This is a genomic window from Flavobacterium facile, assembly GCF_036321945.1.
In the GTDB taxonomy this organism is placed as follows: domain Bacteria; phylum Bacteroidota; class Bacteroidia; order Flavobacteriales; family Flavobacteriaceae; genus Flavobacterium; species Flavobacterium facile.
Genome location: NZ_JAZAYT010000031.1, coordinates 99,402 through 124,762 on the forward strand (window position 1 = coordinate 99,402; position 25,361 = coordinate 124,762).

22 protein-coding genes are annotated in these 25,361 nt (G+C 31.5%); 4 read left to right on the plus strand and 18 right to left on the minus strand.

Annotated features, from left to right (window positions below):
- The first annotated feature begins 20 nt into the window (after positions 1–20).
- Both UEQ13_RS07035 and UEQ13_RS07040 read left to right on the plus strand, forming a co-directional pair.
- On the plus strand, positions 21–1,094 hold the full coding sequence (locus tag UEQ13_RS07035) for a putative type IX sorting system protein PorV2 (protein WP_329805630.1): 1,074 nt from the start codon (positions 21–23) through the stop codon (positions 1,092–1,094).
- 87 nt (positions 1,095–1,181) lie between these two features.
- Entirely contained in the window at positions 1,182–2,279 is a 1,098-nt protein-coding gene (locus tag UEQ13_RS07040) for a lipoprotein N-acyltransferase Lnb domain-containing protein (RefSeq protein ID WP_329805631.1), read from the plus strand.
- Between the two features lie 49 nt (positions 2,280–2,328).
- Here UEQ13_RS07040 and UEQ13_RS07045 read toward each other — a convergent pair whose 3' ends face one another.
- The 8 genes from UEQ13_RS07045 to UEQ13_RS07080 form a co-directional block, all read right to left on the minus strand.
- Entirely contained in the window at positions 2,329–4,593 is a 2,265-nt protein-coding gene (locus UEQ13_RS07045) for an aconitate hydratase (RefSeq protein WP_329805632.1), read from the minus strand.
- Positions 4,594–4,719: 126 nt separating this feature from the next.
- A complete protein-coding gene (locus tag UEQ13_RS07050) occupies positions 4,720–7,491 on the minus strand; it encodes a bifunctional aconitate hydratase 2/2-methylisocitrate dehydratase (RefSeq protein ID WP_329805794.1) in 2,772 nt (923 codons plus the stop codon).
- Positions 7,492–7,943: 452 nt separating this feature from the next.
- Complete coding sequence (locus UEQ13_RS07055; protein WP_329805633.1) at positions 7,944–8,627, minus strand: carboxylesterase family protein; 684 nt, start codon at positions 8,625–8,627, stop codon at positions 7,944–7,946.
- 62 nt (positions 8,628–8,689) lie between these two features.
- A complete protein-coding gene (locus UEQ13_RS07060) occupies positions 8,690–9,898 on the minus strand; it encodes a PKD domain-containing protein (RefSeq protein ID WP_329805634.1) in 1,209 nt (402 codons plus the stop codon).
- Between the two features lie 251 nt (positions 9,899–10,149).
- Complete coding sequence (locus tag UEQ13_RS07065; RefSeq protein ID WP_166127540.1) at positions 10,150–11,103, minus strand: AAA family ATPase; 954 nt, start codon at positions 11,101–11,103, stop codon at positions 10,150–10,152.
- 42 nt (positions 11,104–11,145) lie between these two features.
- The gene (locus UEQ13_RS07070) at positions 11,146–12,528 is read right to left on the minus strand and encodes a peptidylprolyl isomerase (protein WP_329805635.1); all 1,383 of its coding nucleotides are present in this window, start codon (positions 12,526–12,528) and stop codon (positions 11,146–11,148) included.
- On the minus strand, positions 12,488–13,336 hold the full coding sequence (locus UEQ13_RS07075; RefSeq protein ID WP_329805636.1) for a hypothetical protein: 849 nt from the start codon (positions 13,334–13,336) through the stop codon (positions 12,488–12,490). Before UEQ13_RS07075 ends, UEQ13_RS07070 begins: the two co-directional genes overlap by 41 nt.
- A gap of 7 nt (positions 13,337–13,343) precedes the next feature.
- Positions 13,344–15,311 (minus strand): peptidylprolyl isomerase, encoded by a 1,968-nt coding sequence (locus UEQ13_RS07080; protein ID WP_329805637.1) that lies wholly within the window; start codon positions 15,309–15,311, stop codon positions 13,344–13,346.
- 217 nt (positions 15,312–15,528) lie between these two features.
- Between UEQ13_RS07080 and UEQ13_RS07085 the strand changes: the two genes are divergently transcribed.
- Together UEQ13_RS07085 and UEQ13_RS07090 are read left to right on the plus strand one after the other, a co-directional pair.
- Positions 15,529–15,732, plus strand: coding sequence for a hypothetical protein (locus tag UEQ13_RS07085; protein WP_329805638.1), 204 nt, complete (start codon positions 15,529–15,531; stop codon positions 15,730–15,732).
- A gap of 331 nt (positions 15,733–16,063) precedes the next feature.
- The gene (locus UEQ13_RS07090; protein ID WP_329805639.1) at positions 16,064–16,615 is read left to right on the plus strand and encodes a hypothetical protein; all 552 of its coding nucleotides are present in this window, start codon (positions 16,064–16,066) and stop codon (positions 16,613–16,615) included.
- A gap of 62 nt (positions 16,616–16,677) precedes the next feature.
- Here the strand turns inward: UEQ13_RS07090 and UEQ13_RS07095 are convergent, their stop codons facing one another.
- The 10 genes from UEQ13_RS07095 to UEQ13_RS07140 form a co-directional block, all read right to left on the minus strand.
- Complete coding sequence (locus UEQ13_RS07095; RefSeq protein ID WP_329805640.1) at positions 16,678–17,553, minus strand: bifunctional 5,10-methylenetetrahydrofolate dehydrogenase/5,10-methenyltetrahydrofolate cyclohydrolase; 876 nt, start codon at positions 17,551–17,553, stop codon at positions 16,678–16,680.
- A gap of 63 nt (positions 17,554–17,616) precedes the next feature.
- The gene (ffh, locus tag UEQ13_RS07100; protein ID WP_329805641.1) at positions 17,617–18,969 is read right to left on the minus strand and encodes a signal recognition particle protein; all 1,353 of its coding nucleotides are present in this window, start codon (positions 18,967–18,969) and stop codon (positions 17,617–17,619) included.
- A gap of 119 nt (positions 18,970–19,088) precedes the next feature.
- Positions 19,089–19,274, minus strand: coding sequence for a hypothetical protein (locus tag UEQ13_RS07105; RefSeq protein WP_329805642.1), 186 nt, complete (start codon positions 19,272–19,274; stop codon positions 19,089–19,091).
- A gap of 84 nt (positions 19,275–19,358) precedes the next feature.
- Positions 19,359–19,826, minus strand: coding sequence for an META domain-containing protein (locus tag UEQ13_RS07110; protein WP_329805643.1), 468 nt, complete (start codon positions 19,824–19,826; stop codon positions 19,359–19,361).
- A gap of 104 nt (positions 19,827–19,930) precedes the next feature.
- Positions 19,931–20,131 carry a DUF6132 family protein gene (locus UEQ13_RS07115; RefSeq protein WP_329805644.1) on the minus strand — a complete coding sequence of 67 codons (201 nt, stop codon included), beginning with the start codon at positions 20,129–20,131 and terminating at the stop codon, positions 19,931–19,933.
- Positions 20,124–20,426 (minus strand): thioredoxin, encoded by a 303-nt coding sequence (gene trxA, locus UEQ13_RS07120; protein ID WP_329805645.1) that lies wholly within the window; start codon positions 20,424–20,426, stop codon positions 20,124–20,126. Before trxA ends, UEQ13_RS07115 begins: the two co-directional genes overlap by 8 nt.
- Entirely contained in the window at positions 20,419–20,622 is a 204-nt protein-coding gene (locus UEQ13_RS07125; RefSeq protein ID WP_329805646.1) for a hypothetical protein, read from the minus strand. Before UEQ13_RS07125 ends, trxA begins: the two co-directional genes overlap by 8 nt.
- Before the next feature lie 64 nt (positions 20,623–20,686).
- Positions 20,687–22,360, minus strand: coding sequence for an MBOAT family O-acyltransferase (locus UEQ13_RS07130; protein ID WP_329805647.1), 1,674 nt, complete (start codon positions 22,358–22,360; stop codon positions 20,687–20,689).
- A gap of 6 nt (positions 22,361–22,366) precedes the next feature.
- Entirely contained in the window at positions 22,367–23,800 is a 1,434-nt protein-coding gene (locus tag UEQ13_RS07135) for a GDSL-type esterase/lipase family protein (RefSeq protein WP_329805648.1), read from the minus strand.
- Positions 23,793–25,250, minus strand: a complete 1,458-nt coding sequence (locus tag UEQ13_RS07140; protein WP_329805649.1) for an SGNH/GDSL hydrolase family protein — start codon at positions 25,248–25,250, stop codon at positions 23,793–23,795. The genes UEQ13_RS07135 and UEQ13_RS07140 overlap by 8 nt, the downstream gene beginning before the upstream one ends.
- Between the last annotated feature and the right edge of the window lie 111 nt (positions 25,251–25,361).

Consider the following 25,361-nt stretch of genomic DNA (forward strand, 5'->3'; position numbering starts at 1 on the left):
TTGTGAGAATTAAATTTGCTTTGAAGAAGATACTATTTTTATTTGTCATATTGGCTTCACAGTCAATTTCGGCACAAACTATTCGTAAATATTCCAACGAATTTTTAAACATTGGGGTTGATGCTGCTGCGTTAGGAATGAGTAATGCCGTAACCGCACAAACTGCTGATGTGAATTCGGGATATTGGAATCCAGCCGGAATTTTACAACTGGAAGACAAACAAATTGCCTTAATGCACGCGAATTATTTTGCCAATATTGCGCAATATGATTACGCTGCTTTTGCCATGCCTATTGACGACAGAAGTGCTTGGGGACTTTCCCTAATCCGTTTTGGAGTGGATGATATTTTGAATACAACGCAATTAATTGACAGTGAAGGAAATATTGATTACAATAGAATTTCTCTTTTTTCTACTGCCGATTATGGTGTAACTTTCTCTTACGCCAGAAAATTACCAATTCAAGGCTTCAATTATGGTGTAAATGCGAAAGTAATCCGAAGAATTATTGGAAATTTCGCTTCTTCTTGGGGATTTGGATTCGATTTAGGTTTACAATTCGAAGGACAAAACGATTGGAAATTCGGATTGATGTTACGAGATATTACTACAACTTACAACACTTGGAGTATTAACGAAGAAGAATACGAAAAAATTAAAAATGCCGTTCCAGGTGAAAACCAAGAATTACCAGAAACTAGTGAGATTACTTTACCGAAAGCGCAATTAGGACTATCGAAAAAATTCGAATTTCATTACGATTATACGTTAACCACTGCAGCCAATTTGAATATGGAATTCGCGCAAACTAATGATATTATTTCAACAAGTGTGGTAAGTATTAATCCAGCCGTTGGTTTTGAATTTGGCTATATCGATTTAGCTTTTTTACGCGCTGGAGTGGGAAATTTTCAACAAATTACACAAATTGACAACACCAATAAAGTTAGTTTTCAACCGAATATTGGTTTAGGATTCAAATACAAAGGCATTCAAGTCGATTACGCTTTAACCGATTTAGGAAATCAAAGTGCCGCTTTATATTCCAACGTATTTTCTGTAAAAGTGGATTTAGGTATTTTTAGAAGATAATTCCAGAGTATTTAGTGTTCAGTTTTGAGTGTTCAGTAAAATAAAATCAGTATAAACCAGTTAAATCCGCAAAATCTGCGTACCAATATGCTAAAAAAAATACTTTTCTTATTATTTCCAATTCTTAGTTTTTCGCAAAGCGTTACTTTATCTGACAATGCTAAAGTGAGTATTTTAACTTGCGGAACGGCGCCAGTTTCTTACGCGATGTATGGTCACACCGGAATTCGAATTACCGATTTTGTGAACCAAATTGATGTCGTCTATAATTATGGTGCTTTCGATTTTACGACGCCTAATTTTATGATGAAATTTGTTAAAGGCGATTTACAATATTTCGTAACGAGTGATAATTACTACGATTTTGAATACAATTACAAATTAGACGGCAGAAGTATTGTAGAACAAGAATTGAATTTAACACCTCAACAAAAACAACAACTTCTAAACGAACTCAACAACAGTTTAACATCAGATGAACGTTTTTATACGTATAAATTTATTGATAAAAATTGTACGACAATGGTTCTAGATAAAATTAATAAAATTTTAGGAGAAGAAATTCTAAAACAACCAAAATCAGAACAAAGTTATAGAGAAATTTTATATCCGTATATGTCGGATTTTTATATGAAATTAGGCATTCAAATTATTTTTGGCACGAAAGTCGACCAACCTGCTTCTCGCCTATTTTTACCTTTAGAATTCGAAAAAGTGTTAGAAACAGCCACTCAAAACGGACAAAAAATTGCAAAACCCACAAAAGTTTTAACCGAAGAAACGATTACAGTTCCGTTTTCTTATGTAAACTCTATTTATTCATTAATAGCTACGATTGTTGTTTTGATTTTATTAAACAAAAAAGGCATACAAATTACCTATTTTATTTTCGCAGGATTATTAGGATTGTTCTTTAGTTTGGTAGGCTTGTATTCCCTTCACGAAGAAATTTTATGGAATTACAATATCCTATTATTTAACCCATTATTACTTGTTTTCGCATTTTACTATTGGAAAAAAAATACACAAAAAATCATTTTATTTGGACAAATTTGCATTGCTTTCACACTAATTTACTTGGCTTATATTGTAGGTAAAGTTCAATTATTAATTGTGCTTCCTATTGTAGCCTTGCATTTGTTTTGGTTGATTAGGATTGTAATGAAGGAGAAGAAATTAAAATAAAAAAACTCCAAGCAAACACTTGGAGTTTTCTATTTATATTAAAATCGAATTACGCTTTTCCAGCAGCTATTAAATTTAAAGCAGAACCTGCAACAAACCAACCAATTTGGCTTTCGTTGTACGTGTGATTCGCTAAAATGATATCTTTTGTACCGTCTACATGGACAAACTCTAAGGTTAAGGGTTTTCCTGGTGCAAATTCTGTTAAATCTAAGAAATTGATAGTATCATCTTCTTTAATTTTTTCGTAATCTGCTTCGTTCGCAAAGGTTAAACCTAACATTCCTTGTTTTTTCAAGTTCGTTTCATGAATACGAGCAAACGATTTTACTAAAACCGCAACTACACCTAAGAAACGTGGTTCCATAGCTGCGTGTTCACGTGAAGAACCTTCTCCATAATTGTGATCTCCTACAACAACTGAAGGAATTCCAACTGATTTGTAAGCTCTCGCAACCGCAGGAACTTCACCATATTCACCCGTTAATTGATTTTTAACTGAATTGGCTTTTTTATTGAAAGCATTTTCTGCACCTATTAACATATTGTTTGAAATATTATCTAAATGTCCACGGAAACGTAACCATGGTCCGGCCATAGAAATATGATCGGTTGTACATTTTCCGAATGCTTTAATCAACAACTTCGCACCTTCAATATTTTTTCCGTTCCAAGGTGCAAATGGCGCTAACAATTGTAATCTATCTGAATTTGGAGAAACCACAACCTCAACCGAAGAACCATCTTCAGCTGGCGCTTGAAAACCGGCGTCTTCAACATCGAAACCTTTAGTCGGTAATTCTTCTCCTTTTGGTGGGTTTAATTTTACTTCTTCGCCACTATCACTCAAAAGTGTATCTGTCAATGGATTGAAATCTAAACGACCAGAAATTGCGATAGCCGCTACCATTTCTGGAGAAGTTACAAACGCGTGTGTATTTGGATTTCCATCAGCTCTTTTAGAAAAATTACGGTTAAAAGAGTGAATAATCGTGTTTTTTTCTTGTTTGTCTGCTCCTGCTCTATCCCATTGCCCGATACATGGTCCGCAAGCATTAGTAAAGACTTTCGTTCCCATTTTTTCGAAAGTAGCGATAATTCCGTCTCTTTCAATGGTATATCTAATTTGTTCTGAACCTGGATTGATTCCGAATTCCGCTTTTGGTGTGATTCCGTGTGCTACGGCTTGTTCCACAATTGATGCGGCTCGACTCATATCTTCATAAGAAGAATTCGTACAAGAACCAATTAAACCCCATTCTACTTTTATGGGCCAACCGTTTTGAGCGGCTTCCTCTTTCATTTTAGAAACTGGCGTTCCTCTATCTGGTGTGAATGGTCCGTTAATATGAGGTTCTAATTCTGATAAGTTAATTTCAATTAATTGATCGAAATAGTTCTCTGGATTAGCATATACATCTACATCACCTGTTAAATAATCCGCGACTTTATCTGCTGCATTTACCACATTTTGACGACCTGTTGCCGCTAAATATCTTCTCATCGAATCATCGTAACCAAAAGTAGAAGTTGTAGCTCCAATTTCTGCACCCATATTACAAATCGTACCTTTTCCTGTACAAGACATAGAAATAGCACCTTCACCAAAATATTCTACAACAGCTCCAGTTCCACCTTTTACAGTAAGAATATCAGCTACTTTTAAGATTACATCTTTTGGAGACGTCCAACCATTTAATTTACCTGTTAATTTTACGCCGATTAATTTTGGAAATTTCAATTCCCAAGACATTCCCGACATAACATCAACCGCATCTGCACCACCAACACCAATTGCCAACATACCTAAACCACCGGCGTTAACTGTATGAGAATCGGTACCAATCATCATTCCGCCAGGGAAAGCATAATTTTCTAAAACGATTTGGTGAATAATTCCAGAACCTGGTTTCCAAAACCCAATTCCGTATTTATTGGAAACTGACGAAAGGAAATCGAAAACTTCTTTAGATTGTTTATTCGCGAAAGCTAAATCTTCTGTAGCACCAGATTTTGCTTGAATTAAGTGATCGCAATGCACTGTTGTTGGAACTGCGACTGTTTTTTTACCCGCGTGCATAAATTGCAATAAGGCCATTTGCGCGGTTGCATCTTGACACGCTACTCTATCTGGAGCGAAATCCACATAATCTACACCTCTTGTGAAAGTGGTTGTTGGCGTTTTTTCCCAAAGATGAGAATATAAAATTTTCTCCGTTAAGGTAAGTGGACGACCGACTAACTCACGTGCTTTATCTACACGAGAAGCCATATTTGCGTACACTTTTTCAATCATTTTTATATCGAATGCCATAGTATTTATTTTATGTTGTTTGTTTGAATTTAATCATCCCAATTTACAAAAAATAAAGAAGTAATAAAAGAAAAAGCCCGAGTTTATGACTCGGGCTTTTCAATTTATAATTTGCTAACTATTTGATTAGTTCACTAATAGTTTATGAGAAGGTGCGAATTTGGTTAAATTGATACCTTCAACTGCTTTTTTGTATTCTTCAATAGTTGGCGTTCTTCCTAAAATTGTAGATAAAACTACCACTGGCGTAGAAGAAAGTAATGATTCTCCTTTTTTCTCATCCGTATCTTCTACCACACGACCTTGGAACAAACGTGTTGATGTTGCCATAACCGTATCTCCTTTAGAAGCTTTTTCTTGGTTACCCATACAAAGGTTACAACCTGGACGCTCTAAATACAACATGTTTTCGTATTCTGTACGAGCGGCACCTTTTGGAGCGTTATCATTAAATTCGAAACCAGAATATCTTTGTAAAACTTCCCAATCTCCTTCTGCTTTTAATTCATCTACGATATTGTATGTTGGTGGTGCGACAACTAACGGTGCATTAAATTTAACTTCTCCGTTTTGTGCTTCCACATTTTTAAGCATTTGCGCTAAGATTTTCATATCACCTTTATGCACCATACAAGAACCGATAAATCCTAAATCTACTTTTTTATCACCTCCGTAGAAAGAAAGTGGACGAATAGTATCGTGTGTGTATCTTTTAGAAACATCTTTGTTATTTACATCTGGATCAGCAATCATTGGTTCGTTAATCACATCTAAATCAATTTCAACCTCCGCATAATATTTTGCATTGGCATCTGGAGTTAAAGCTGGTTTCTCACCTGATTTAATTTCAGCGATTCTCTTGTTTGCTTTATTGATTAATCCTTGAAGAACCTGTGTTTTGTTGTCCATTCCTTTATCAATCATGATTTGGATTCTTCCTTTCGCAATTTCTAAAGATTCCACTAAAGTATCATCTTCAGAAATACAAATTGAAGCTTTGGCTTTCATTTCGGCAGTCCAATCTGTAAATGTAAAAGCTTGATCGGCTGTAAGCGTTCCTAAATGCACTTCAATAATTCTTCCTTGGAAAACATTTTCTCCACCAAATTTATGTAACATTTGGGCTTGAGTAGCGTGAACCACATCACGGAAATCCATATAACTTGCCATTTCACCTTTGAAAGTCACTTTTACAGATTCTGGAATTGGCATTGAAGCTTCTCCAGTTGCTAAAGCTAAAGCAACAGTACCTGAATCGGCACCGAAAGCTACACCTTTTGACATTCTTGTATGTGAGTCACCACCAATAATGATAGCCCATTCGTCAATTACAATATCGTTAAGAACCTTATGAATTACGTCTGTCATCGCATGATATTGACCTTTTGGATCACGAGCGGTAATTAAACCGAAATCATTCATGAATTTCATTAATTTCGGAATGTTGGCTTGCGCTTTTTTATCCCAAACAGAAGCCGTATGACAACCAGATTGGTAAGCACCGTCAACGATTGGCGAAATAACTGTTGCAGCCATAGATTCTAATTCTTGAGCAGTCATTAATCCAGTTGTATCTTGAGAACCAACGATATTAACTTCTACACGAACATCAGAACCAGCGTGTAATGCTTTTTTAGAAATGGTTCCTACAGAATTTCTGTTAAAGATTTTTTCAACAGCTGTTAAACCTTGTCCTTCAATTGAAACTTCTTTTGAAGGCGCATAAACTAGAGGTGCTTCAATTCCTAAAGTCTTAGCTGCAAAAGTTTGAATTTTTTTACCGAAAACAATCGCGTAAGAACCACCAGCTTTGATGAATTCCATTTTCTGAGGCGTGAAAGCTTTAGAAATGTCAATTAATTCTTGGTCTCCGTTATATAATTTTTTTGATTTTGTATTAATGGTAAGAACCGTTCCTGTTGCTACAGAATACGTTTCTTCTAAAACTGGATCACCACTTTCGTTACGAACAACTTCTCCGTTAGCGTCTGTCTTTTTTACCCAGTTTTTCAAGTCTAAACCAATTCCACCAGTAACATCAACAGTTGTTAGGAAAATTGGAGAAATTCCGTTTGTTCCTGCAACAATTGGCATAAAGTTTACAAATGGCACATATGGACTTGCTTGTTTACCTGTCCAAAGTGCTACGTTATTTACACCTGACATACGAGATGAACCAACTCCCATTGTTCCTCTTTCTGCAATTAACATTACAGATTTGTCTGGATGTTGTGCTTGCAAGGCTTTGATTTCGTCTTGAGCTTGAGGTGTAATCATACATTTACCGTGCAATTCACGATCTGAACGTGAGTGAGCTTGGTTACCTGGAGAAAGTAAATCTGTTGAAATATCTCCTTCACCTGCGATAAAAGTAACGACTTTAATTTCTTCTGCTACTTCTGGAAGTTTTGTAAAAAATTCTGCTTGAGCATAACTTTCTAAAATTTCTCTAGCCACTTCATTATTACTTTCAAATGCCGCTTTTAGACGATCCATATCGGCATCGTAAAGATATACTTGAGTTTTAAGAACTTTGGCAGCAGCTGTAGCAATAGCAATATCATTTCCTAAAGCTAAATCTAATAATACTCCAATTGAAGGACCACCTTTCATATGTGATAATAATTCGAAAGCAAATTCAGGAGTAATTTCATTTACCACTTCTTCACCAAGAATAATTTCTTTTAAGAATTTTGCTTTTTCTGAGGCAGCACTTGTTGTACCAGGTAAAGTGTTATAGATAAAAAACTGTAGAGAATCTTCTCTGTTTTCATTATTTACCTCTTTGATTTGAGTAATAATTTCGCTTAATAATTCAGCTCCATCTATTGGTTTTGGGTGAAGACCTTGTGTTTTTCTTTCTTCAATTTCCTTAATATATTCTTTATAAAGATGCATTTCCATATCGAATTCTATATAATAAATTTGTTAATTTGTTTGTACTTTTTTCTAAAGTGGTACAAATTTAAATAATTCTTTTTGGATTAAAAAATTTATAACAAAAAACGATATTAATAAAATTATTATTTGTAATTATTCTATTTTACTGAATTTAATTCAAAAATAAACGTATTAAATAGCTTTTTTTTAAGAATTCTTAATTTTGATAATTTATACTACGAATTTCGAAAAAAACAATAGGGTATTTTATCAAATCAGCAAATTTCAGACTTTGCCAAGCTCTTAATTTGTTTATCCAAATACCAATTTTTAAAATAAAAATAAGTTGAAATTGCGATTAAGGTTGTTGTGATAATAATTTCCATAACGAAGAATTTACAAATAAGCACTACTTCATGCGTGCTTTTCTGAAATCATTTACGAAAAAAAAACAGGTTTGGATGTAAAAATTATTTCACATATTTAAACATCCAATCGTACATAGCATTTTGGTGAAATAAATTTTCTACATTTCCGTGATTTCCGCCTTTTATAATGGTTAAAGTGGCATCTGCTTTGGGATTGCATTTTTTAATGGCGTCATATACTTTTTTCGATTCTGACATTTTTACAATATAATCTTTATCGCCATGTTGAATCCATATTGGAACTTTAGCTAAATTACAACCATCAGAAACATTTCCACCACCACAAATCGCAACTGCAGCTGTGACTCTATCTGGATATTTCCCTACAAAATGCATCGTTCCATAACCACCTAAACTCATACCACATACATAAACACGTTTTTCATCCGTTTTATACGTTTTTTGCACATAATTTAAGATTTCCAATACTTTATCCGGATTCCAGTTGCCAGAAGCAATTTGTGGCGCAATAACAATCGCATTTATTTTTTTTCCTTTATCCATCGCTCGTAATACACCATAGCGTTTCACCCTGTTTAAATCGGTTCCAGAAAGACTTTTCCCATGTAGAAAAATTAAAACGGGTGTCTTTTCGTCGTTGCTAACAACTTTTGGAATTTGCAACCAAAACGGGTAAGTTGTTTTGCCAATTATAGTATGCAACTTTTCTTCTGGTTGTTGAAAGGCGAATAAAAACAATATAAACAGTGCACTTAATCTTTTCATTTATGATGGTTTTTAACAACTGAAATATTGCTAATGTGATTTCGCAAAGTTAAAAAAGTAATTTATTTTTTAATCACTTTGTAACTGTCATTATTAATTTTAACAATATATACACCTGCAGCATAACCGCTTAAATCAAAAGCTAAATCTTTTTCTGTTTTTACTAATTTTGCAATTTGCTGACCATCAGAACTATACACAACTCCATTAAATGAAAATTCACTCTTAATGTAAAAGACAGAATCTGTTATGGTAGGAAACAGAGTCACATCATTAGGAATAAATGCATCCGAATTTAACACATTTACTACAATATTTTTCGTAAAAACTTCAAAACAACCATTTCTAGTCACTGTTAAGGTTACCGTTTTTGAACCTAATTCGGTGTAAAAATGTTGTGGATTAACATCGGTTGAAGTTGTTCCATCTCCAAAATCCCAGAGTAATGAAGTGAAATTTGTGGATAAATTGGTAAAATTGACGATATTATCCGTTTGTGAAGCACTGAACTCGGCATGGAGATCAAAAGTATTAATCCGCCATAAAGCTTTGTTATTCAAGATTATATTATCGGCAATTCCTTGGAAATAAGTTGCATTGGACACAGAAACTCCACCATTAAATGCTACTCCAGAAACAGGTTCTTGAAAAATAGTACAAAACATGGCACAAGCCACTAGATAAGAACCATTTAAATTAGGATGCACATCTCCGTATGAATTATGAAGAAATAAATCTTGTTGAGCTGTATAGTGGTTTCTTGCACACTCTCCAGCTACCACTAGAGGAATTTGCATGCCATCTGCCAACTTCGTTATAGAATCTTTAATTCTAGTTTGGGTAAAAAAATAGTTATTATAAGAAGTTTCAGAAGCAACCCCATTAGATATTTCGTATAAAAAAATTTTAGAACAAGGACTATATTTTTTTATTGAATCTTTCATTTGATTTCCTCTAACAATAGTTGTATTTACTGACGATGAAGCTCCACCAGATTCAGATGTTCCAGGTTGTAAAACCACAACATCCCATACATTGTTTTCAAAAAGATCGTAAACATTAGAATCAACATGATGATTAACGAAACCTGTTCCACCAGGAGCGTAAAATTCTACATCAACATTTTTTCCTTTTTCGTTAGCGATAGATTCGAATAACACAGGCATATCGTTAAAATAGGTCATGCTATTTCCGATAAATAAAACTTTTTTCTGTATTTGCGCATTTGAAAATAATACAGCAAACAACAATAGTAGGTAGTTGTTTTTCATGATAGGTGATTTAGTAGGTGAAAACAAATATATAAAAAATTTTCACAAATCATAAAACATTAAAAACCATTCAATTATACCAAAAAAAACATAATTTACACCTAAATAAACTACTTTTGTTTATTAATTCAAAAAAAATAATTATCAAAACAATAAAACATAGATAAAAGACTGACAAAAAAGGTTTTACGTACAAAAAAAGGTTTTGATAAAATTCAAAACCTTTTTTTATTTTATATAAGAAATATGACTTAAAATAATTTTCTAATAATATCTTCTTCCGAAATACCTTCTGCATCGGCTTTGTAATTTTTTACGATTCTGTGACGTAAAATTCCGAAGGCAACTGCTTGAACATCTTCAATATCTGGGGAAAATTTCCCATTGATTGCGGCATTAGTTTTCGCTGCTAAAATTAAACTTTGCGAAGCACGTGGACCTGCACCCCAATCTAAATAATTTTTCACAAAATCTGTTGCTAACGGATTATTTGGACGTGTTTTAGAAACTAAAGTTACAGCATATTCAATTACATTATCTGTAACTGGAATTTTTCTAATTAAGTTTTGATATTCAATAATTTCTTCAGCAGAAAATAATGGATTAACAGTCACTTTTATATCAGAAGTTGTAGCTTTTACTACTTGAACTTCCTCTTCAAATGTTGGATAATCTAAATTTATGGCGAACATAAAACGGTCTAATTGCGCTTCAGGTAACGGATAAGTTCCTTCTTGCTCAATTGGGTTTTGAGTTGCTAAAACAAAAAACGGCAAATCTAATTTAAAACTTTGTCCGGCAACAGTAACCGATTTTTCTTGCATCGCTTCTAATAAAGCGGCTTGCGTTTTTGGTGGTGTTCTGTTGATCTCATCTGCTAAAATAATATTAGAGAAAATCGGACCTTTTATAAATTTAAAATTACGCGTTTCATCTAAAATCTCACTACCTAAAATATCAGAAGGCATTAAATCTGGCGTAAATTGAATACGCTTGAAATTTAAACCTAAAGCTTCCGAAATTGTATTTACCATTAAAGTTTTTGCCAAACCTGGCACACCAACTAATAGTGCGTGTCCACCAGAAAAGATACTCAATACAATTTGGTTGACTACTTCATCTTGACCTACAATAACTTTAGCAATTTCTTGTTTTAATTGCTTTTGTTTTTGGACTAATTTTTCAATTGCTGCTACGTCTGACATGATTTTTTAAGATAAAAGGTAAAAGTAAAAAGATAAAAGTAATTATTTTTTTAACCAATTATTACTGAAAGCACAATCTTTATAATCGTTATTTACTTTAACAAAGTTTTTTTCAATATTTTCTTTTCTCCAGATTTCAATTTCATTGAACTGTTTTTCAGAAATTGCTAATTCTTTAATCTTCATATAATCAGTAGCATAATCTGCTTTGTGTTCTTCTGTTTTTTTATTTACTTTAAGAATTTTAAAGAATTTAGCACCTTGTCTTTCTTGATCTAAAAACACTTTTGAGACATCACCTTGTTTCAATTCTTTAACTTGATTATATAAAGATGGATCTAATTTAGAAATTTCGAAAAGAGGTTCAGAAGTACGAGGATTTAATAAAAGTCCACCATTTGTTTTTGTATCTTTATCATCTGAAGAATCTTTTGCCGCTGCTTCGAAAGTAATTTCTCCTTTTTCAATTTTCGATTTAAGATTTTCAATTTTCTCTAAAGCTTCGTTAGTTGCTGCAGTAGTTACTTTTGGACTCATTACAATATGACGTAATTCAATATCTTGTCCAATAATTTTTTCTACAAAAATAATATGGTATCCAAATATAGTTTCAAATGGTTCAGAAATTTCACCTTCATTTAAACGAAATGCTACATCTTTAAATTCTTTTACAAACTGTGTTTTCTTGTTTATTTTATAATAACCACCACTTGAAGTTGAAGCTTCATCTTCAGAATAAATTACGGCTTTACTGTAAAAACTTCCACCATTATTGATAACATCGTTTCTTATTTCGTTTAATTTATCAATTGTTTTTTGTTTGTCTTCTTTACTTACTACAGGTTTTATAACAATTTGCGACAATTCAATTTCTGCACCAATTGTTGGAATTTGATCTGCAGGAATTTTATTAAAAAATTGTTTTACTTCATCTGGAGTAACGGTAACATCATCAACAATTTTACGTTGCATTTGAGAGGTCAATTTATTCATTTTGATGATTTCGAAAAAGTAGCTTTTAAAATCTTCTTCATCTTTTTTCTTGTAGTATTCAAACAATTTCTCTTTTGAACCAAGTTGTTCCACCATTGAATTCATTTGGCTATCCATAAAAGAATTCACTTCTTCATCTGTAACTACAATACTATCTTGAATGGCTTGATGCGCGAATAATTTATCTTCTAATTGCTTTCCTAATAATTCACAACGTGTAATTTTTTCTACATCTACACCTTGAGATTTTAATTCTAAATACATTAAATCAATATCAGAATCTAACACGATATAATTACCTACAACAGCTGCAACACCATCTACTTTTTGTTTCTTTTGCGCAAAAGTTACTACTGAAAATAGTAATAAAGCGAATGCTAAAATGCTTGTTTTATTTGAAAATTTCGAAATCATTGTCTTTAATGGCATCATTTGTTATTTCTGTTTGAATTTTATTTATTAAATCTGTTTTTCTTTTATTTATAATAATCTGTTTGATAGTTGGCGAAATGTATGACAAAGGCACAACATTATTTTTTTGCACCATATCTCTCACTTTTACTAACCAAATGGAAGTCGAATCAGCATATTGATAGGAAATTCCAGCGTCAATATATTTTGTAAAATTGTCTTGATTTACAAAAGGTAATCTTTCATAAACTTGATCAATATCTACCCAAACACTATCATTAAATGCGTAATCTTTAAACTGAATGGCTAAATTTTTTAAGTCTTTTTTATCTTTTGATTTAAAACTTGAAAACTTAGCACTTATACTTGCTAATTTATTATTTCCTTTTACTAAGTTGATGTACCTCAACTTCACTAACGGACTATTTGCTTTAAAATTGTTTTTATTCGTATTGTAATATTTTTCAATTTCTTCCTTTGTGATTACGGTATCAATTTTCGTAAGCACCAATTGTTCCAAATAAGCTTTAGAATATAAATCCATTTTATACTGATTTATTAATCCGTCTAGCTCAACTTGCTTGTTCTTACTTATGTTTTTATTAGCATTATTCATGAGCAATTGTTGGGTTGCCCATCTGTTAATAAAATCTTTAACAATTGAAATACTATCTTTTTTTGGTGTACCAGCAGGAACTAAATTTTCTAAATCTGACCGATACAAATATTCATTATTTACTCGGGCAATGGCATCTGCTTTATTTTTATTATTTTCTTTACCACAAGAAAGCAATAAAAGCAGGCTACATATACAACCGAATAATTTCATTGATTTTCTATTTTAATTGTTGCTTTGCTTTTTCAAAAACATCTTGATTTACTTTTACAGAAAATTCTTTTTTCAAATCGTCTACCCAAGTTGACTCTAAATATTGTTGATAATCATTAACAACTCTACTTTTGCAATCTTCAAATGCTTTTGTTTCAACAGGCTTACTATTCTTCACATTTACAACAAAGCTATAATTTTCATTTTTATAGGTGTTTTTTACTCCTTTAGTTAGTGTTGGTATTTTGTCTAAAATATCATAATTTTTTTCAAACAAACCAGATTTTACCATAATAGCAACTTTATTGTCTTTATTGAATTTAGTTTTAATTTCTTCAATTGACTTTCCTTTTTGAAGCATTTTTTGAGCCGCTTCAATAACTTTCGCATCAGTTGAAGATAAAATATCTACATCGTATCTTTCATTCCAATTGTATTTGGATTTGTTAGCATCATAATATTTTTGCAAGCCAATTGTATCTGTTTTAGATTTTGTCCAAATTTCTTTTTCCATTAAATCGAACAGTAATAAACCATCTCTATATTCGTCCATTACGTTTTTAAATTCTGGAAATTCATTTTCTAAATTGTCGTTATAATAAGAAATTAATTGTTCCCCTTTAAAAGATTCGTATAATTCTGCAACAAGTTTTTTAACTGGTTTAGTTGTTAATTTGTTTTTTTGTTGTGAATGAATATAATTTACAAATGAATTTGTTTCTACTTTTTTAATTTTATCAACAACTAAAACATCACCTTTAATAGAAGCATTATTTTTAGGAAGCTCCCAAGTTTGACTATAAATCGCATCAGTTACAACTTTTTCAATATTTTGATATTGCACTTTATTAGTTTCGATTTTATATTTTGATTTTAGTTTATTTTCTAAAGTATTCGTTATAATAATCGAACGTTCGTCTCTTTTAATTTTAGACTCTAAATCTACTTTTGATTCGTCGAAAGATTTTACTGGGTGTTTTTCAATTAATTTAACAACATGCCAACCAAAACCAGATTCAAATGGTTGTGAAATATCACCTTTTTTGTCTAAAGAAAAAGCTATTCTTTCAAATGCTTCAGAACTTAATTGTCCTGTTCCAAAACGTTGTAATATACCACCTTTAGCTGCACTTGATTTATCTTCAGAAAACTGCGAAGCCAATGCTTCAAAACTTTCACCTTGTTGAATTTTTTTAGAAATATCATCAATAGTTTGTTTCGCTTTCAATTTTGCTTCAACTGTTGATTCTGTCGGATTTAAAATCATAATATGAGCAACTGTAACTTCCCCTTTATTATCTCTAACATCCGTCACCTTAATTAAATGGTAACCAAAACGAGTTCTAACCGGATTTGAAATTTCACCAATTTTTGTTTTATAAGCAGCACATTCAAATGGATACACCATTCTAAATGCTGAAAAGTAACCTAAATTTCCTTTGTTATCTGCTACTGATGGATCTTGAGAGTTTGCTACTGCAACTGTTTCAAAATTTTCACCTTTTTCAATTCTTTTCTTTAAATCCATTGCTTTATTGTAAAAAGCTAATGTATCTGCTCCTTTAATACTTTCATCAAAAGACAATAATATATGTGACGCTTTTACCTCTTTTAAACTTCTATTGTATGCTTCTTCAATTAATTGATTCGTAACTTTTGAATCGTTTAAATAGGTTTTAGATAGTTGATTTCTATAAGAGCTTAACTCATTTTGATATTTAGAATTATTTTGCAATCCTAATTTATAAGCTTTACTTACTTTTAACTTATAACCAATAAACAAATCTAAATATTGATTTAAATCTTTTTGTGAATCATCTTTAACTAAATCTAAATTTTTTAAATAAATTCTCTTAAATTCATCTGTAAAATACTGATTATTATCAATTGTAAAAAGTACATCTTTAGAGTTCTGGGCAAATGAATTAAAGCAAAAAGTAAAAAATAATGCTAAAAAAATGTTTTGTATTTTCATTGTTTTTATTAGGTTTTGTTTGCAACAAGCAAAAATATGAAATGATTACAATTAAACAACTAATTGAAGATATATTAACTAAAATTTTAGAATTTAACAAGGTAATTATTTTAAATTTTAAAAAAATTCATCACTTTTTAAAATAAAACTTTCTTTTTTCGTTTTTTTTTATATTTTTGTGAATAATATTAAGAACCCCTCGTAATCTAAATATAAAATGAAAAATAATTTACTAAAAGAATACTTGACAGTTTTTTTAACTTTCATTAGTTTCTTAGCAACTGCACAACCTGTTGACCCTCCTGCAGATCCTGACCCACTTCCTGCGCCAATTGACAGCCAAATTATGTGGTTAGTAGTACTTGGAATTGTTTTTGCTTATTACATAATAAACAAAAACAAAGTTTCTGTAACGAAATAAAATAGCATAAAATCAAAAAAAAACACCTCTAAACAGTTATAAATTAACTACTTAGAGGTGTTTTTTTTTTGTTTAAAAACTTCCATTCTAAATAAAGATTCTTTTAAATTATTTAAAAAAAAGTTATCTTTATAAATCAAACAATACATTTTGAAATAATAAGTTAGAAAAAATCAATTTAGATAACTAAATGATTAAAGCCTTACTAAAAAATAAAAACACAATTAATATACTAATACTAGTTTACTTTCTAAACTTAGTACTTTATAGCATTTGTTCCTTTTTAAAGTTCACAAGTGCGGAATCAGTTTTTTGGTTTTCAAGAATACCCTTGCTTTTATTTCTATACTTATTTACTGGCAAAAAAAACATCATCTACATAATATCCTTATTACTATATCAATTAGCTTCCTACCTATTTGCTTCTGGAAATCAAGACTTATTTATTTACGGTAGTTTTTCTTCAATTGGCTACAAATTCTTCTTATTGTTAATCTTATTACCCTTGATTACAAAAGAAAATCGTTTAGCTATTGCCTTGGCCTGTTTACCGTTTTTTATATTGTATCTTTTTATTATTGAATTGGTTCTACATTCACTAGGTGATTCGCTAATTGTTTGGATTTTAAACGCCTTAATAACATCTATTATTGGCGGAATTGCCATTATTCACTACAACAATAATTATGACATAAAAGGATATTGGCTTCTGCTAAGTTCTATTCTTTTTATTATTCAAATTGGCGCTTTTTTCATCAACAAGTTTTACCTTAAAAGTGAAGCTATCTACCAAATGGTAATCTTCTTTTATGGTTTATCCCACTTTACATTTTATAAGTTTATGATTTTAAAAGAACACGAAAAACCTAATATTATAATCTAAACCAAAAGAGCCCGACATAACATCGGGCTCTTTCTCATTTTTTTGTTATATTAATTATACTTTTATTTTTTATTTGCTCTTGCAATTAAAGTGTTTTTTAATAACATCGCAATTGTCATTGGTCCAACTCCACCAGGAACTGGCGTAATAAAAGAAGCTTTTTTAGAGACATTTTCAAAATCTACATCACCTACAATTTTATACCCTTTTTCAGTTGTATCATCAGCAACACGCGTAATACCCACATCAATAATTACTGCATCGTCTTTAATCATTTCTGCTTTTAAGTAATTTGGAACACCTAATGCTGAAATAATTATATCCGCTTGAGAAGTTATCTGAGTAATGTTTTTAGTATGTGTATGCGTAACCGTTACTGTTGAATTTCCTGGAAAACCTTTTCTTCCCATTAAAATACTCATCGGACGACCCACAATATGACTTCTTCCAATTACAACCGTATGTTTTCCTTGAGTTTGAACGTTATATCTTTCTAACAATTCTAAAATTCCGAATGGTGTTGCAGGAATAAATGTACTCATATCTAAAGCCATTTTTCCGAAATTTTCAGGATGAAATCCGTCTACATCTTTAGAAGGATGAATAGCCATAATAACTTCTTGAGTATCAATTTGTGGAGGTAAAGGCAATTGTACTATAAATCCATCAATATTTGAATCCGCATTTAATTCTTTAATTTTTTCAAGTAATTCCGTTTCAGAAGTTGTACTTGGCATCTTGATTAAAGTAGATTCAAAACCTACTCTTTCACAAGCTTTCACTTTACTGCCAACATAGGTTAAACTCGCTCCATCATTACCTACAATAATTGCAGCTAAATGCGGCACTTTTTCCCCTTTGGCTTTCATTTTTGCTACTTCTGCAGCAATTTCATTTTTAATTTCTTCTGATACTTTTTTTCCGTCGAGTAGTTGCATGTATATTAATTTGTGTGTTGTTGTAGTTCTATAAAAAAAGACGCGATAAATCGCGTCTTTACATTATTTCATTCCAGGCATAGATGGCATTCCTTTGCCGCCCATCATTTGCATTAATTTTTTTCCGCCACCGCCTTGCATCATCTTCATCATTTTGCTCATTTGGTCAAACTGTTTCATCAATTGATTTACTTCTTCAATTTTTCTACCAGCACCTTTTGCGATACGAGCTTTTCTTTTTACATCTATAATAGCCGGTTTACTTCTTTCTTTTGGCGTCATTGATTGGATTATTGCTTCAACATGTTTGAAGGCATCATCTTCAATTTCTACATCTTTTAAAGCTTTTCCAGCACCAGGAATCATTCCGACTAGGTCTTTCATGCTTCCCATTTTTTTAATTTGCTGAATTTGCGCTAAGAAATCATCGAAACCAAATTCGTTTTTCGCAATTTTTTTCTGAATTTTTCTAGCTTCTTCTTCGTCATATTGTTCTTGTGCTCTTTCTACTAAAGACACCACATCACCCATTCCTAAAATTCTTTCTGCCATACGAGAAGGATAGAACACATCAATGGCGTCCATTTTTTCTCCAGTACCGATGAATTTAATAGGTTTATTTACAACAGATTTAATAGAAATTGCGGCTCCACCACGAGTATCACCATCTAATTTAGTTAAGATAACTCCGTCAAAGTTTAATCTATCATTGAAGGCTTTAGCCGTATTTACAGCATCTTGACCAGTCATAGCATCAACAACGAACAATGTTTCGTGAGGTTGAATGGCTTTGTGAACGTTTGCAATTTCGTTCATCATTTCTTCATCCACTGCTAAACGACCAGCCGTATCTATAATTACAACATTGAAACCGTTTGCTTTTGCGTGTTTGATAGCATTTTCTGCAATTGAAACTGCATTTTTATTTTCTGGTTCAGAATAAACTTCCACACCAATTTGATCTCCAACAACGTGCAACTGATTAATTGCCGCTGGACGATAAATATCACAAGCTACCAATAAAGGTTTTTTGTTTTTCTTAGTCTTTAGGAAATTAGCTAATTTACCAGAAAAGGTAGTTTTACCAGATCCTTGTAAACCTGACATTAAAATTACAGTAGGATTTCCTGACAAATTCACACCGGCAACATCACCACCCATTAATTCAGTCAATTCATCCTTAACTAATTTCACCAATAATTGTCCTGGTTGTAAAGTAGTTAATACATTTTCTCCAATGGCTTTTTCTTTTACACGAGTGGTAAAATCTTTAGCAATTTTAAAGTTAACATCGGCATCTAACAATGCACGACGCACTTCTTTTAAAGTATCGGCAACATTTACATCGGTAATTTTTCCGTGACCTTTTAGTATATGGAATGCTTTATCTAACTTATCGGTAAGATTATCAAACATAATAATTGAGCTTTTTAATGAAGTGCAAATTTAGTAATTTGATTTTTAAGATATCAAATTATTGAAATAAAAAAAACCGCTTATTTTCATAAACGGTTAATTTTTTTAATAAAAACTTATTATTTTTTTGAACAACAAGATTTTTTAGCTGAAGTTGAACAAGATTTTGCATCTTTTTTATCAGTACAAGCTTTTTCAGTTTTAGCTGATTTTTTCTTTTCTTTTTCTTTTTCTTTGAAGTCAACTACTGTTGCTGAAGAAACCATAAATGCCATTAAAGCAACGATTGATAATACTTTTTTCATGTTATTTATTTTTAAATTAATCTTTATTATTTAAATTGAAATTCAAATATATAAAATTTTATATATCAAAATGATAAAATTTTCTTAATTTTTTTCAAAGGTAATATAATCGGTTCCACCACCTCCACCACTCACGTGAATTAATTGAATTCTGGTTGCAGTATAGGAAATAATATTCCAATCATCTGTTAAATCTGCGAAATTTGCTGGAGCAGAAAAAGCAATATTAAAATCTAAATCGTTGCTTGGACTATCATCAAGGCTATTGTCTGAAGTTACTGACCAAGTTCCTGAGTAGGTATTTATTCCATTGGTAGCAGATAAAATATTTCCTGCACCAAAAGAAAAATTATATCCTGAAAAATTTGAAGTTTCATCAACACTTGAATCTTCATAAAAAGTAACTCTCCATGTTCCATTATTTACAATGTTAATTACAGGAGTTGGATCTACGCTATTGTTTACAGCTACATCATCTTCATCACTACATGACGAAAAAATAGCAACTATAAATAAAAACAGGATAGCTGAAATTAATTTTATTTTTTTCATAATTATTTGATTTTAAAATACACTATAAAGATAACGAAAAAATACCATAATTAGTATGATCCAATTATTTGTCAGTGAATCAATTAATAAAAAACTAAATACTTTTATTCGATATTTTTATTAGGTTTCTTTTCGAAAATATTAAATAACAATCCGCCCATCACAGCGCCATATAAAGTACTATTCAAAGGTTTTGAAGTAATATTGCAAGTTCCAGAAGCACATCCAACATAGTAATAATACAAATAGCCAAAAATGGCACCAACTAGAATTCCTAAAATAGTAAGTCGATACTTTTTAACCATTAGTCTTTTGTTTCACAATACTTACGATTTCATTTTTAGAAACTACACCCGATTGTCTCCATAACATTTTACCATTTTGAAACAACATCATTGTTGGCACACCTTTTACTTGAAAATGAGCCGCAATTTCTTGGTTCTTATCCACATCAATTTTAATGATACTAACGGCATCTCCTAAATCTTCTTTTGCATCAACTAAAATTGGAGCTAAAGCTTGACAGGGTCCGCACCAAGTGGCAAAAAAGTCAATTAAAACAGGTTTATTTCCGTTAATTAATTCTTGAAACTTACTCATTGTTATTTTTTTTAGTTGGTACATTACAACCGTTTGCTCCACATCCTAAATTAAAAATCGCTTGAAATAAAAAGAATAATCCAAAAGCAATAAAAATCCATTGATTTTGCACATATGCTGTATAAGCGCAAAATAAGGCAATTGCAATTCTGAAATATCGCATAAAATGCCAATTAGAAAACAATATTTTTTTCATAGTTTTAAATATTTCTGTAAAGATATAACAACTCTAAACAACTATATGTAACAAAGATTACAGTCTAAAATTGGAAATATATAAAAGGTTGTGGTCCTGCAGCTGCTGTAGCAAAAACCAACCAAAAAACTAATCCCAAAACAATAGCTCTAGTAATAAGAGGCATTGCTTTGAATACATTTTGAATAGCCACAGTAACTTTTTCTGGAATATAATGCCAAAAATAACCTAAAAACATTAAGATAAATACATTTTGATACCCTTGAATAATGGTTAACCACTGATTGAAATCGAAAGTTACTTTTCCAATATTTTGAATGATTTGCAAAGCAGTTGTGAAATCTTTTGCTCGGAAGAAAATCCAACAAAAAGCCACAAAATGAAACGTAACAACGATTGCAAAAAACTTTAAAAACGGAGTTAAAAAGAATATTTTACGTTTAGATGGCGGATAATATTCTAAAAATATTTTATGAACGGCCAAAGCCATTCCGTGTAAAGCTCCCCAAATTATGAATCGCAAACTTGCTCCGTGCCATAATCCACCTAATAACATTGTAGTCATTAAGTTGACATTCGTGTACATTGTTTTTTCCTTTTCTTTTGAGAATAAGAAAGTAAAACCAAATATTACAGTTGAAGCAATAGCAATGATCAAAGGAATATTACTAGTTTGAGAATAGGAAATTCCCCAAATGATTAATCCGAAGAAAAACAAACCTGGAAATAAAAATCCTGCAAAAGTTCCATAACGGTTTCCTCCTACTGAAATGTATAAGAAATCTTTTAGCCAAGTGGATAAGGAAATGTGCCAACGACGCCAGAAATCTGTAATTGAAGTCGATTTATATGGTGAACGAAAGTTAGTTGGTAATTTGAAACCTAGCAACAACGCCACACCAATTGCCATGTCAGAATATCCTGAAAAATCACAATAAATTTGTATGGTATATCCGTAAGAAGCCATTAAATTTTCGAAAGGCGTGTAACTATTTGGCAAATCGAAAACACGATCTACGAAGTTTAAAGAAATATAATCTGAAATAACCGTTTTCTTAATTAATCCTCCAATAATTAAAAGAAATGCGCGATTGATATCGTCTTGTGTTACATTTAATTTCTGATATATTTGTGGTAAGAAATCTTTCGCTCTAACGATTGGTCCGGCAACTAATTGTGGGAAAAACGACACAAAAAATAAATAATCTACAAAGCGTTTTGTAGGTTCAATTTCTTTTCGGTAGACTTCAATAATATAACTGATGGATTGAAAAGTATAAAATGAAATTCCGACAGGTAAAATCACGTCGAAAAAGGCTAATTTTCCACCCGTTAAATTGTTTGTAATATCAACTAAGAAATTACTGTATTTGAAATAGCCTAAAAACCCTAAGTTTAGAATAATACTAAAAGTCAGGCATAATTTTTTATTGATTATACTCGTAGTTCGATGAACTAAATTCCCTAAATTATAATCGACAACCGCTGAACCTAAAAGCAATAAAAAGTAAATTCCACTCGATTTATAATAGAAAAACAGCGAGAATAGAATTACGTAAACCATTCGCATTGTATCTGCTTTTCTTAGTAAAATATACCAAAAATAAAAGACTAAAAACAAACCTAAAAATAAGCCCGTATTAAAAAGCAACGGTTCTTTTTCGTTATAAACGAACCATTTTTCAACTACTTCAGGAGTAATTTTACCTATATTTTTATAAAACCATTCTTGTAACACGCTTCTTTATTTTTCAGATTTAAATAATTCGTAAGATTGTATAAAGGCATCGAAAAACAATTCTCCTTGTTTTTCATAACCTGCATTGGAATAATGGACTTTATCACGAGCCATTAAACCCATTCTCGAATTGATATTTATATTTTTATTTCCACCAAAAACATCTAATAAATTCCAAACGGCATACTTTTCAGTTGGTGCAATTTCTATGATTTTTTCAGCATATTTTTCGATGTAAATATTTTTATATTTTCTATGTAAAACTGATGGTGGCGAAGTCGTTACTAAAATAGAGGCTTCTGGACATTTTTGTTTAATTCCGTCAATCATCGTTTTTAAATTTCCGAAATATGTGGCAATATCTTGTTTATCGAAACTTTCATTAGTTCCTAAAGAAATGACATATAAATCGGCTTCTAAAGCTGGTAATTGTTCGAAAAATAATGGGAATTTATTATAATCGTTACTTTTCGCACCATTCACACCAATAGAAGAATAAGTCACACCTGGATTTTCGTTTTCTAAAATCAAACCGTTTAAAGCAAAATCAGAAACATTCTCATTTCCAATAATTGTAATTTTGTCGATTGGTGTAGTAGAAATATAATTGTTTGAAATTGGTGTGTTTTCTAATGCAATTGGTTCGTAAACATATTTTACCGTAGAAACCGTTTTGTAAGTGGTAACCGATTTTCCTCCAGGAATTTTTAAAACTTTTCCATCACGAATATTGTCCGATGTCAATCCGTTAGCTGCTTTTAATTGTTTTAACGAAATGTTGTATTTATCGGCAATTCCACCTAAAACTTCACCAGGTTTTATTTTGTGAGAACTCGTTGCTGGCGTTTTAACCGCGACTTTATCCTGAGTCGTATAACTCTTTTTAGCAAAAGCGACATTAAACATGTTTTCGTTTTTTGGAGAAATGACTTTCAATTTTGTAAAATCGAATTGTGCATCTTTTACCAACATATCAATATGAAAACTCTTTTGTTTGGGTTCGAAAGAAATTCCACTTACACCAACGGGTTTTGAAGCATCTGCATAGAGATTTCTTGCAGCCGAAAACCCACCAGAACCTGTAAAACGTATTGGTGAACTGTTATTTGTTCCAGCTAAACTGTATGGAAAAGTAAATCCGAAACCTGCATTTCCAAAAACTTGTTGCATTCTTCTACGAATTTTAGCCGTAAACAAATCGGCTTGGATGTGCGAATCGCCAATATGAACAATTCGAACTTTTCTATCTTGATTTTCTTCTAATAAATATAATTTTTCAAAAACATTAGCTAAGGCTTTTTCATTTAAAATCACATTTCCAAATGCTTCAAAATTTGCTGTATCAATCGCAACAGTTATACTATCTGTTTCTACTTTTAACGAATCGGTTTGCGAGAAACCAAGGGTTGTAAAAAGTAATATGTATAAAAACTTATTCATTTAAAGTATCGTTAATTACAGGAAGCGTATCGTTTACAACTGCTTTTGGCTTGGCTTTTTTCTTTGCCAAAGCTCTCAATTTCTTGTATTCTTGATATCCTGTATCTATTTGTTTATAAATCAGTTGCGCAATTTCTTTCGCACCTCTATGATTAAAATGTGTGTAATCTTTATTGGCTCTTGCTGGCACATTTTCTACCCATTTTACCATCGAACCATCGCCACCCATTAACGTATATAAATTGACTAAACCAGCTTCTGATTTTACAGCATATCGTTTTTGCGCCATCACTAAAGGCGAAACAGCCGAATCAGATTTCATTTGCATGTCGTATTTAGTAGCTTTATCTGCCGTTGTGATAATTAAAATAGCTGCACCAGGAAAACATTCTTTTACGTGATTGACCACTGAAGTCATTTTTCTTTCGTACCAAGAATAATTTAACGAACCATAATTTAAAACGTTTGTTCCGAATTGCAAAATGATTAAATCGTACCCTAATTTCTGTTGGAATGCGTTCATCAAATCTACATTCAAAGAACCTAGAGGCAAACCAGAATTTCCACGAGATGAAAAATTATCTACGTGAATTCCTTTTCCATTATCGAAATTAAAGCCATAAAAGGGAATAGAATCAGCATTAATGAAATTTACTTTTACATTTTTAACATCACCAGCAACTTGAGTTGTATTCAACATTGAATTGGTGTTTAACTTTTTGTAAACCGTATCTTTTCCGAAAATTTGACGTAAACTTCCTTTTTTATTTTTTGAACTTCCATAAAATAAAGTTGGCGTATTTAAGGATGTTGAAAAACGATTTCTTCCTGCTTTATATTTTACCCAAGTGGAATTGAGTGTGTCTTTTACAAAAAACACCGAACCATTTACACCAAACGAACGCAAGGGACTTTTGGTTTTTAAGTACGATTGTGCTTTCCAGTTTTGAGAAAATTCGTGAATAATTGAACCTCTTGAACCTGCAGATTCAGATGTAATATTTACAAAACCAACACCTTCTCCACCAAAAATACTTTGAAATTGTGTACGAACATCTTGTACAATCATATCACCATCTGTCATAGAATCTCCGAAGTATGCTATTCTGGCTTTTCCTTTTTTGTTGGCTTCTAATTGGTATAATTTTTCGAAAAACGGAATCAAATATTGATACCCTTTATATTGTTCGAATTTTTCACTAGAAAATTTAATTCCAAGTGGATTCGAAACAAAAGATATGGTTTTGTTTGTCAAAGTATCTTCTTCAGAAAGATTTCCGCTTTCAGCAACCGCTTCTAACATCAAACTATCTACCACAACATTTTTACTATTGGCAGTAGAATCTGGGAAAAGTTTTTTAGGTAAAAACGACTTAAATCCAATAAAAGATGCAATTGCAATTACTACAATTAGCCACGATTGAAAGAAATATGATTTGTTTTGATTCACTTTTATTATGTTCTTAACCGCAAAGTTCGCAAGGGTTTCGCAAAGTTCGCAAGGGTTTATTTTTTTATGAAATTCCTTAAATTTTGGCTTCGAGAACCTCAGCCAACTCAA

Coding starts and splice junctions, on each gene's coding strand:
- UEQ13_RS07040 (WP_329805631.1), top strand. CDS start 1,182: ATGCTAAAAAAAATACTTTTCTTATTATTTCCAATTCTTAGTTTTTCG.
- UEQ13_RS07045 (WP_329805632.1), bottom strand. CDS start 4,593: ATGGCATTCGATATAAAAATGATTGAAAAAGTGTACGCAAATATGGCT.
- UEQ13_RS07050 (WP_329805794.1), bottom strand. CDS start 7,491: ATGCATCTTTATAAAGAATATATTAAGGAAATTGAAGAAAGAAAAACA.
- UEQ13_RS07055 (WP_329805633.1), bottom strand. CDS start 8,627: ATGAAAAGATTAAGTGCACTGTTTATATTGTTTTTATTCGCCTTTCAA.
- UEQ13_RS07060 (WP_329805634.1), bottom strand. CDS start 9,898: ATGAAAAACAACTACCTACTATTGTTGTTTGCTGTATTATTTTCAAAT.
- UEQ13_RS07065 (WP_166127540.1), bottom strand. CDS start 11,103: ATGTCAGACGTAGCAGCAATTGAAAAATTAGTCCAAAAACAAAAGCAA.
- UEQ13_RS07070 (WP_329805635.1), bottom strand. CDS start 12,528: ATGATGCCATTAAAGACAATGATTTCGAAATTTTCAAATAAAACAAGC.
- UEQ13_RS07075 (WP_329805636.1), bottom strand. CDS start 13,336: ATGAAATTATTCGGTTGTATATGTAGCCTGCTTTTATTGCTTTCTTGT.
- UEQ13_RS07080 (WP_329805637.1), bottom strand. CDS start 15,311: ATGAAAATACAAAACATTTTTTTAGCATTATTTTTTACTTTTTGCTTT.
- UEQ13_RS07085 (WP_329805638.1), top strand. CDS start 15,529: ATGAAAAATAATTTACTAAAAGAATACTTGACAGTTTTTTTAACTTTC.
- UEQ13_RS07095 (WP_329805640.1), bottom strand. CDS start 17,553: ATGCAACTACTCGACGGAAAAAAAGTATCAGAAGAAATTAAAAATGAA.
- ffh (WP_329805641.1), bottom strand. CDS start 18,969: ATGTTTGATAATCTTACCGATAAGTTAGATAAAGCATTCCATATACTA.
- UEQ13_RS07105 (WP_329805642.1), bottom strand. CDS start 19,274: ATGAAAAAAGTATTATCAATCGTTGCTTTAATGGCATTTATGGTTTCT.
- UEQ13_RS07110 (WP_329805643.1), bottom strand. CDS start 19,826: ATGAAAAAAATAAAATTAATTTCAGCTATCCTGTTTTTATTTATAGTT.
- UEQ13_RS07115 (WP_329805644.1), bottom strand. CDS start 20,131: ATGGTTAAAAAGTATCGACTTACTATTTTAGGAATTCTAGTTGGTGCC.
- trxA (WP_329805645.1), bottom strand. CDS start 20,426: ATGAGTAAGTTTCAAGAATTAATTAACGGAAATAAACCTGTTTTAATT.
- UEQ13_RS07125 (WP_329805646.1), bottom strand. CDS start 20,622: ATGAAAAAAATATTGTTTTCTAATTGGCATTTTATGCGATATTTCAGA.
- UEQ13_RS07135 (WP_329805648.1), bottom strand. CDS start 23,800: ATGAATAAGTTTTTATACATATTACTTTTTACAACCCTTGGTTTCTCG.